This is a genomic window from Pseudoalteromonas sp. TB51 (assembly GCF_000498055.1).
In the GTDB taxonomy this organism is placed as follows: domain Bacteria; phylum Pseudomonadota; class Gammaproteobacteria; order Enterobacterales; family Alteromonadaceae; genus Pseudoalteromonas; species Pseudoalteromonas atlantica.
In genome coordinates, this window is sequence record NZ_AUTO01000016.1 from 1 (window position 1) to 10,088 (window position 10,088).

Annotated in this window: 9 protein-coding genes and 1 pseudogene; 7 read left to right on the plus strand and 3 right to left on the minus strand. The window is 38.1% G+C overall.

Annotated features, from left to right (window positions below):
• A pseudogene (locus L650_RS24405) lies at nt 1–202 on the minus strand (hypothetical protein); the annotation flags it as partial.
• A gap of 165 nt (nt 203–367) precedes the next feature.
• Between L650_RS24405 and L650_RS0100400 the strand changes: the two are divergent.
• From L650_RS0100400 to L650_RS0100425, 6 genes are all read left to right on the plus strand, one after another.
• The gene (locus L650_RS0100400) at nt 368–1,267 is read left to right on the plus strand and encodes a cation transporter (protein WP_029771720.1); all 900 of its coding nucleotides are present in this window, start codon (nt 368–370) and stop codon (nt 1,265–1,267) included.
• Nucleotides 1,268–1,366: 99 nt separating this feature from the next.
• Nucleotides 1,367–2,011: a class I SAM-dependent methyltransferase gene (locus L650_RS0100405; RefSeq protein WP_029771721.1), complete on the plus strand. Its 645-nt coding sequence runs from the start codon at nt 1,367–1,369 to the stop codon at nt 2,009–2,011.
• 81 nt (nt 2,012–2,092) lie between these two features.
• Nucleotides 2,093–2,389, plus strand: a complete 297-nt coding sequence (locus L650_RS0100410) for a hypothetical protein (protein ID WP_223230508.1) — start codon at nt 2,093–2,095, stop codon at nt 2,387–2,389.
• Between the two features lie 73 nt (nt 2,390–2,462).
• Nucleotides 2,463–3,755 carry a TolC family protein gene (locus L650_RS0100415; RefSeq protein ID WP_008109686.1) on the plus strand — a complete coding sequence of 431 codons (1,293 nt, stop codon included), beginning with the start codon at nt 2,463–2,465 and terminating at the stop codon, nt 3,753–3,755.
• 70 nt (nt 3,756–3,825) lie between these two features.
• The gene (locus L650_RS0100420; protein ID WP_029771722.1) at nt 3,826–4,722 is read left to right on the plus strand and encodes an efflux RND transporter periplasmic adaptor subunit; all 897 of its coding nucleotides are present in this window, start codon (nt 3,826–3,828) and stop codon (nt 4,720–4,722) included.
• A gap of 10 nt (nt 4,723–4,732) precedes the next feature.
• Nucleotides 4,733–7,861, plus strand: coding sequence for an efflux RND transporter permease subunit (locus tag L650_RS0100425; protein WP_024602003.1), 3,129 nt, complete (start codon nt 4,733–4,735; stop codon nt 7,859–7,861).
• Between the two features lie 71 nt (nt 7,862–7,932).
• On the opposite strand, the gene L650_RS0100430 is transcribed toward L650_RS0100425, so the two are convergent.
• Entirely contained in the window at nt 7,933–8,820 is an 888-nt protein-coding gene (locus L650_RS0100430; RefSeq protein ID WP_029771724.1) for a cation diffusion facilitator family transporter, read from the minus strand.
• Entirely contained in the window at nt 8,807–9,538 is a 732-nt protein-coding gene (locus L650_RS0100435) for a transglutaminase-like domain-containing protein (RefSeq protein ID WP_029771726.1), read from the minus strand. The genes L650_RS0100430 and L650_RS0100435 overlap by 14 nt, the downstream gene beginning before the upstream one ends.
• A 78-nt stretch (nt 9,539–9,616) precedes the next feature.
• Between L650_RS0100435 and L650_RS0100440 the strand changes: the two genes are divergently transcribed.
• Nucleotides 9,617–10,006 (plus strand): Cd(II)/Pb(II)-responsive transcriptional regulator, encoded by a 390-nt coding sequence (locus L650_RS0100440; RefSeq protein WP_029771727.1) that lies wholly within the window; start codon nt 9,617–9,619, stop codon nt 10,004–10,006.
• Nucleotides 10,007–10,088 lie beyond the last annotated feature (82 nt).

The following is a 10,088-nucleotide window of genomic DNA, read 5'->3' on the forward strand; positions in this document are numbered from 1 at the left end:
AGTGATGACAATCTTTTTCATTATGCTGCTCATCACCTACATTATCATTTGAGACATTTCGATCATCTGCATGATCATGTTGAGTTTGAAGGTGCTCTATATCTATTTGGTGATTCTCAGATGTTGAGGATGCTACAGCAGTTAACGATTGTAAAACAATCGAAATAACCAAGAGCATTTTTAGTACAACATTAAGGTTCAAAGTTATCACCAGTTAAATATAGTATTTAAAATACTAGCAGAAACTATTTTCTTAAACTAGCTTTTCAATTCAGTTTCCACGCTTTTACATTAAATAATTTTTTATTTGACTCTATAGCCACTATAGATTTTATACTTATTTTAATATTATTACGGAATGTTAAATATGTCAGAAAAATGTAGTGGTCAGTGTCAATCATCTTCTACCAATGAAGATGTAAAAATTGATACACAATTAGATAACTATAGTGGCGCGTTTGTCAGTACATTTAAAGTACCTCAAATGGACTGTCCTTCAGAAGAGAGATTGATTAGGTTAGCACTTGACTCAATTGAGCCTTCAGTTGGGTTGCAATTTGATATTCCTAGCCGTTTAGTCAAGGTTTTTCATGATGAAAATTTAGATGAGATAACAAAAAAATTACAACAACTCAATCTCGGTGCAGAGTTGGCATCAACTAAAGAAAGTTGCAGCACCGAAGCTGCAAAAGCAAAAGATCTAGCCCAAAAAAATGAGATGAAAGAAGCATCAACCCTAAAATGGTTGTTAGCCATTAATGGAGTCATGTTTTTTATAGAAGTAATTGCTGGGTTGATTGCACAGTCTGCTGGCCTAATTGCGGACTCATTAGATATGTTTGCTGATGCTGCTGTGTATGGTTTGGCTATTTATTCGGTAGGTAAAAGTATCAGCATGAAACTTAGAGCGGCACATATATCTGGTGTGCTTCAAGTTATTCTAGCGCTAGGTGCTTTGAGCGAAGTCGTAAGACGCTTTGTTTACGGTAGTGAACCGATCTCTTCTTTAATGATGATATTTGGTGGAATAGCACTAATCGCTAACATTGCTTGTCTATTTTTAATATTTGGTAATAAAGAAGACGGCGCTCATATGAAAGCAAGCTGGATTTTTTCCGCAAATGACGTTATTGCAAATGTTGGGGTAATCTTAGCTGGCTTTTTAGTTACAGTAACAAGCAGCCGTTATCCAGATTTAGTGATTGGTTTGATTATTGCTGTTGTCGTTTTAAACGGTGCTCGCCGTATCTTACAGCTAAAGTATTAAACAAATTCATCATGGCTATTTATTTAAATTTTAAAACCATTAATAGCATCTTTATAGCTAGTTTAAGTCTGCTTCAAACGGCTAAAGGGAAATGAAGTTATGAAAAACAATGCCTACATTCCGCCATTACGATTTCATTGGTTAACTAATTTTTATGACAGCCTCGTTGCTATCACCACGAGAGAAGCATTTTTTAAAAAACTGATTGTAGATAAAGTTGCCAACGTCAAAGGAAACAACCTACTTGATGTTGGATGTGGAACCGGAACGCTAACAAAATTAATAGCTGAAAAATCACCTAAATATACCGTAATAGGCTTAGATGCAGACCAAACCGCTTTAGATATTTCACAGAAAAAAGTTATAGGCAAGGATCTTAATATTTCTTTTAGACAGGGCTTTGGACAAGAAATGCCTTTTAGTGATAATTCCTTTGATATCGTATTTTCAAGTTTGTTTTTTCATCACTTAAGCCGTTCAACTAAGCGTGCGACATTAACTGAAATTCGTCGGGTACTGAAACCGGGTGGCATTTTATTAATTGCTGACTGGGGAAAGCCGACTTCAATATTTCAACGGATATTGTTCTTTGTCGTTCAGTTATTAGATGGTTTTGAAACTACAAAAGATAATGTAGATGGAGTCCTTCCTTCTTTAGAGGTTGAATCAGGGTTTACTCATGTTTCAGATTTAAACATAGTCCCAACGACTTTGGGAACTATCAGACTGATTGAAGCGAACTAGATAACAATGAACCTAATGCGTCCGTCATATTTTAAACCATATATATCATACGTGATAATGATTTTAATCGCGGTGCAATCTGTGTTTTTTTCGCTAGAAGAGCTTGAAGTAAACTTAATTGAAAGTTCTTTTAATACATCACTAACTGAGTCTATTACCCCGCTAGAATCTCCAGAAACCTCCAATTTATTTGAGGTGAGTAATAGCCAAACTTTAATTGATAATTGTAATTTTTGTTGCTGTTGTCACTTATTTTTAAATGCAGATTATTCTTGTAATATTTTACAAAAAATAGAATATTTCCTTACCTACGCCTTAGTTTCTCCTGAGCTAAAAGGCTATATGTCGGTGCCATTCCGCCCACCTAAATACGCCTAAATTTTATAGAAAATTAAGAAAGGTCAAATGTTAATGACCTAAATATCACATATTAATTTATAGGAAAGTATACATGGCACTTAATACCTGTGAGCATCGCAAGATAGCAATTTTGAGGTGTGTAACACCTCAGCTTAAATATATCGCGTTTCTCGCGTTGTCACTTTTTACATTTAATGTTTATGCCTTTGAAAAGCAGTTAAATCTTCAAGAGGCAATTCAGTGGACGCTTAAACAAAATCCTGAACTCAAAATATTTGATTTCAAACAAACCGCATTAACAGGACAAGAACAAACAGCAAGTTTAAATCCCGCTTATGAACTAGAAGTTGAAGCTGAGAACTTTGCAGGCTCAGGTGAATTTAATGCATTCGACAGTGCTGAATTAACAGTCGCTCTATCTTCGGTTATCGAAATGGGAGATAAACGCTCAGCGCGGATTGGACTTGTTTCAAAATCAAGAGCACTACTCAATGCTGAGAAAGAAGTCTCTGCGCTTAATTTAATGGCTCAAGTCACTGAGAAGTACGTGGAAGTACTTGCAGCCCAACAAAGAGTGATATTGGCAGATAATGCATTGAGCTTAGCACAAGAAACGTTAGAGATTGTATCTCAGCGTAACCGCGCAGGTGCTACTCCTGAGGCTGAAGTGAAACGTTCAAAAGCAGTTATTGCTCAGGCTAACCTCACCCTTCAATCTGAACAAAAGCGCTTGGAATATCTAAAGCTTTCTTTATCAGCTTACTGGGGAGAAACATCAGTGTCATTCTCTAGAGTAACTGGAGATCTGTTTCAGTTTGGCAATGATAGTGATTTTAGTAGTCTCTTTGCGAAATTAGAGAAAAACCCTGCTATTCAAGTTTATGCAAGTGAGCAGCGACTAAAAGAGGCCGAATTACAGTTGGCTAAAACAGAGTCAACGGCCAATATCAAATGGTCTGTTGGTGTTAGGCGCTCTCAAGAAGCCAATGATACGGCACTGGTCGCTGGCTTTAGCTTACCTTTGTTTGCTGAAAAGCGAAATTCTGGTGCAATCGCTAGTGCGCTAGCAGAGCGTGACCAAGTTGCCATAGAGAAAGAGGCGACTAAGTTGAGGTTTAGAAATCACTTACTACGAGCATACTCCAATAGAAAACAAGCCATATTAACAGCTAATTCATTAAAGCAGTCGGTTATCCCAATGCTTGAAGATGCACTGGAAGATACTCAAGACGCCTATCAAAAAGGTCGATATGGATATCTTGATTATGTATCGGCTAGACAAGAGCTGTTAAATGCTCGGCGAACCCTCATTGATGCGGCATCTGCTGCCCTAATTTATGGCGCAGAGATAGAAAAACTAACAAACGAAGCGCTGTCACTCTAAATAAACATCACTTTAAGTTTAATAACAATTTATTGATTCAGTTATTAACTGAATCGTTTAGGAATTCAAAATGAAAAACTATTTACTCGCACTATTGATTTTTATTGGGTATCTATCACCCATTCAAAGTGTTATCGCTAGTGAAGATGAACATGAAGGCGAAGAAGGCATTAGCAAAATAAACAATAACATGGCAAAAAGGCTTGGTGTTGAAACAGCCTATTTAGCTTCAAAAACGTTGAACCAAACTATCCCTGTATACGGCGCTACGACGATAGGCGCTGAACAATTATTTCAAGTTGGCGCTAGATATAACGGCGTTATAAAGACAATTAACTCCACTGTTGGTGATAAGGTAAAAAAAGGAGATCTATTAGCCGTTATTGAATCTAATGAAAGCTTAAATACCTATAAAATAACATCCCCTGTTTCTGGGACTGTTTTACAGAGAAATGGAAATATTGGCGGTATCACGCAAAACACTAGCTTGTTTGAAATCGTCAATTTTGACACCTTGTGGGCTGAATTTAAGGTGTTTACCAGCCAATATAATCAAATCAAAGTCGGTCAACCTGTTGATATTGAGCATGGTGAACAGGCATTCAACTCAACCATCACCAATATAATTCCAGCTAAAGATCAGTCTTATGTTTTAGCACGTGTACGTTTAAATAACACTGAGCTAAACCTAACCTCAGGCCAATTATTAATGGGCAGCGTAAGGATAAACCGATTTGAGGTGGATTTAGCCGTCGAGAAAGTTGCGATACAAGAACTGGGAGGACAATTTGGTGTCTTTGTAAAAGAAGATGAAGAGTACGAGTTTGCGCCACTTGTGCTCGGACGTTCAGACAAAAACTATATCGAGGTCATTGATGGCCTCAGTAAAGACGCTGAATATGTAAACAAAAACAGTTATCTGATAAAAGCGGATATTTTGAAATCTGAAGTAGAAGACGACGATTAGGAGACGCAATATGATTGAATCAATTTTGCGTCTAGCAATAAATAGACGCTATTTAGTATTAAGTCTGCTGATGGTAATCATCGGCGTTGGCATGTGGAGTTATCAAAAACTTCCCATTGATGCTGTTCCAGATATAACAAACGTGCAGGTACAAATAAACACTTCTGCCCCCGGTTATTCACCTTTGGAAGCGGAACAAAGGGTGACCTTTCCTGTAGAAACCGCCTTAGCCGGATTGCCAAAGCTGTCTCACACCCGCTCCCTGTCAAGATATGGATTATCTCAAGTAACCGTTATCTTTGAAGAGGGAACCGATATTTATTTTGCTCGCAACTTAATCAATGCAAGATTAGCTGCGATAAAAGGCGTTATTCCCTCTGGCTTAGAGCCAGAAATGGGTCCTATTTCGACAGGGCTTGGCGAAATATTTATGTATACCGTACAAGCTTCTCCTGACGCTAAAATGCCTAATGGAGAGCCTTATACCGCTATTGCCTTAAGAGAAATACAAGACTGGATCATTAAACCGCAATTGGCTCAAGTTAAAGGCGTCATTGAGGTCAACAGTATCGGCGGCTACAACAAGCAATATCACATAACGCCTAAACCCGAAAAATTACTTTTTCATCAGGTAACCTTTGAAGAAATATCTGATGCATTACGTAAAAACAATGACAACCGTGGCGCAGGTTATATCGAACAAAACGGACAGCAAGTTTTAGTACGCTCCATTGGGCAACTAGCGACAATAGATGAGATCCTCAATGTCATCATCAAAAAGAACGATGGTATTCCTGTAAAAATAAGTGATGTTGCCAATGTTGCTATAGGCAAAGAACTTAGAACAGGGGCTGCTACTCGTAATGGCATTGAGACAGTGCTTGGTACAACCATGATGCTGATTGGTGAGAATTCTCGCACCGTTGCTTTAGAAGTGGAACATAAGCTCAGCGAAATACAAAAATCTCTGCCAAAGGGCATTACCGCAGAGCCTGTTTACGACAGAACAACGTTAGTAGATAAAGCGATTGCAACCGTTACCAAAAACCTCGTTGAAGGTGCGCTTTTAGTTATTGTTGTGTTATTTATTCTACTTGGAAATTTACGTGCAGCTCTCATTACCGCTGCTGTTATCCCTATTTCCATGTTAATGACAATCACAGGTATGGTGCAAGCAGGAGTATCTGCCAATTTAATGAGTCTCGGCGCATTGGACTTTGGCTTGATAGTGGACGGGGCTGTAATCATCGTTGAAAACTCTGTCCGTAGGTTAGCACAGGCCCAACACAACGGTCATAGGCAAGACTTAAGAGAACGCCTAAATACCGTTTTTGAAGCCACTTCAGAAGTGATACGTCCAAGCTTGTTTGGTGTGGCAATTATCACTGTTGTTTACATCCCCATTTTCACGCTAACTGGCGTTGAAGGGAAAATGTTCCACCCTATGGCGGCAACTGTCGTTATGGCGTTAATTTCCGCAATGATCCTTTCAGTTACACTGGTTCCTGCTGCTGTAGCTGTGTTTATGAAAGGTAAAATCAGCGAAAAAGAAAGTGTAGTTATTCGTTCAACCAAGTCTATTTATGAACCATTGTTAAAAATGGCGATGAAATTTCGTTGGATTATTGTCTCATTCTCAACGCTGTTAATGGGGTATAGCCTTTGGTTAGCAACTACGCTTGGGACAGAATTTGTTCCTCAATTAAATGAAGGTGATATTGCACTACAGGCATTAAGAATTCCATCGACTGGCCTAGAGCAATCAGTAGAAATGCAAGAAGTACTTGAGCAACGTATTAAAGCGTTTCCTGAAGTTGATAAAGTATTCTCGCGCATCGGCACACCAGAAGTAGCAACTGACCCAATGCCACCGAGTATTGCTGATATCTTTGTTATTTTAAAACCACGTAAAGATTGGGCCGAACCTTCAAAGCCAAAGAGTGAATTAGTTGAAGAAATGGAAGAGGTACTGAAAAACATTCCGGGCAACAACTATGAATTCACTCAGCCTATTCAAATGCGTTTCAATGAATTGATTTCTGGCGTTAGAGCTGATGTCGGCATCAAAATATTTGGTGATGATTTGGATCGGTTATTACTCACCGCAAAAGATATTCTAAATATAGTGAAAACCGTGGACGGTGCTGCTGATGCCCGAATGGAACAGGTCACAGGTGTTCCATCTTTATCAGTAATTCCTAAACGAGAAGCGCTTGGTAGGTATGGTTTGAGCGTTACCGAACTGCAAGACTGGGTTGCTACTGCAATTGGCGGTGAATCTGCGGGGATCATTTATGAAGGAGACAGACGATTTGAGTTAGTTGTTCGTCTACCGGAGCAAATAAGAACGGATATCGATAGCTTGAAGCATCTGCCGCTTCCACTTGAGAATGGTAACTATGTGCCACTTGAAGAAGTTGCAGAGCTTAAATCTGAGTCTTTACCTGCTCAAATTAGCCGTGAGAGAGGTAAAAGAAGAGTTGTGGTTACCGTCAATGTTCGTGGTAGAGATTTAGGCGGTTTTGTCAAAGAAGTGAAAGCTAAAATTAATCAGGAAGGAGAAATTCCAGCAGGATACTGGCTTGATTATGGCGGAACCTTTGAACAGCTAGAGTCAGCGAGTAAAAGATTAAGCTTAGTTGTGCCGATCACACTAATTGTTATCTTAGGTATTTTGGTTATTGCATTTGGTTCATTAAAAGATGCATTGATCATTTTCAGTGGTGTACCGTTAGCATTAACTGGGGGCGTAATTTCTCTTTATTTAAGAGACATGCCTTTATCTATTTCGGCAGGTGTCGGCTTCATTGCATTGTCAGGTGTTGCCGTATTAAATGGCTTGGTTATGTTGGCTTTTATTCGAGATCTTTGGCATGAAAAAGGCGACCTTTACGTAGCGATCATTGAAGGTGCCATCATTCGTTTAAGACCTATTTTAATGACGGCACTGGTCGCAAGTTTAGGTTTTATTCCAATGGCGTTAAACACTGGAATTGGTGCAGAAGTGCAACGACCACTAGCAACAGTTGTTATCGGCGGTATTGTATCTTCTACAATTTTAACTTTGTTTGTATTGCCTATTTTATATCAATGGGCGCATGGCGCTGAGAGTAGTAAACAGCAATCTGACGAAATTTAAAAACAAAAAAGCAGCTTAATTTATGTTTAAGCTGCTTTTATATTTAATCTTTTTATTTTAATTTTTAAAGTTTAATTCGCATCATCTCGGCAAGTTTCTTTAGGAAACTCAAATTCAATGGTTGTATGAGACAAGCGATAGGCAGAAAGTCTCTTAGCCACTTGTTCCTTAAGTTTAATTAATTCATCAACGTCAGTTTTTTCGACTAATTCTATGTGAGCAGTTAATACGTGACTTTCGCCATCTAACGACCAAAAATGCAGATGATGTACGCCATTAACTTCTGGAAGGTTAGTTAGCGACTGTTTTATACTTTCTTGAGTTTCTTCATCTGGCGCGGCCTGAAGAAACAAGACAATTGTTGATTTCAGATTTTTAAAAACATTGAACAAGATAAACAATGTGAAGCCAATAGATAGTAACGGATCTAAAATGGGCAAATCTACAAATAACAGCACAATAGATACAATAAGCACAGCAACCCAGCCAAGTACGTCTTCAAGCAAGTGCCATGTAAGTACTTTTTCATTTAAGGTTTCTCCAGCTTTTAATTTTAATACAGCATATCCGTTAACGGCAACGCCGAGTATCGCTAGCCCTAACATCCCCTCGACTACAGGCATTTCAGGATTGGACAGCCTTGGAATTGCTTCAAATAAAATCCAAATTGAGCCAATGATTAAAACAATACTGTTTATCAATGCGCCAAAGAGTGTAAGTCTACGATAACCATAACTAAACTTATCTGATGCTTCTTTATCTGAAAAACGACTTAAAATCCACGCAAAACCTATTGAAAGACTATCACCAAGATCGTGAACGGCATCTGCCATTATCGCCGTACTGTTAGTGAGCCAACCACCTATAAATTCTATAATAGTGAATGTCACATTAAGGAAAAATGCCCAACCAATACGGTCGTCTTTACCATGCTGATGACTGTGACTATGGTTGTGCATTTTGTACCTCCAGTACTTTTTTATTTCTTATTTTTGATACATTCATATTAATCAAATGTCGGATCACTCGTTGATACAACCAACGTTTTACACCTGATAGATTAGTACCTTTTTCGAGATAGAACTTATCTGGTGAATCATAAAGCCCAAAGTCGTCATGAATACCTTCTTTTTGAATATAGGTATCCTCTCCACGCCAATCCGTACCGGGTGAAGATAAGCACTTTGTTGCAACACCATAACCACAAAACTCATCTTTTGCTTGGCTAAATTTCTGCTGTAGTGAGCTTAAGTATTGCTCATCCAATATAAAGCCCTCTAAGTTTATCCAACGCCCTTCAAAGTAAACTTCTACCCAACTATGAATGATGTATTTAGGTGCTAACCAAAATACATAGCTTGGGATAGCACCTTTTTGTAGTTGCTGATCAATGGTAAAACCATGGAAACGACACTGGATACCTAGTCCACGCAATAGTGCCATTAACAGATTACCCTTAGTATTACATTGTCCATAACCATCTGCTAGCACATCGCTTGCTGAAATATCATCACTCTTGTTATAGCCAAACATTATTTCATCTTTTACAAACTGATAAGCGGCACCAGTTTTGTTGAAATTATCCAAATTTTTCCACCCTCGTTGATCGATCAGGGATTGGATATCTTTGTGTTCAAAATTAACGATATTCGTATTGTTTAAATATTTCTCAGTCATTTTTATATATCCCTTTCGTTGCATACCTATACTATAGATCCTATAGTAACTATAGAGTCAAATGTCTGGGGGAAATTGATGAAAATAGGCGAATTGTCAAAAAAATCGGGCTGTTCAGTACAAACGATTAGATATTATGAAAGAGAAGGATTACTGTTAAATCCAAACCGTTCAGAAGGTAATTTCAGGCTGTATGATAGTAAAGCACTTAAACAATTGGAATTCGTAAAGCATTTTCGCAGCCTAGATATATCACTCAATGATATTAAACGTCTTATCGAATTAAAAAATAAGCCAGAAGAAAGCTGCTCTAGCGTTAATGCATTAATTGCTCAGCAACTTGCACTAGTGAATAAACGTATGAAAGAATTAAGGGCGCTTAAAGCTGAATTACAACAGATGGCAAGTGCTTGTGGTTCAGACAATACAATTGAAGCGTGCGGCATCATCAAATCATTGGATAGCTAAACTAAATATAACTTTAGATTAGTAGTATTCACAAAGGCAATAATGAAAACCATTGGCAAATTAGCACAATCATTAAATTTAA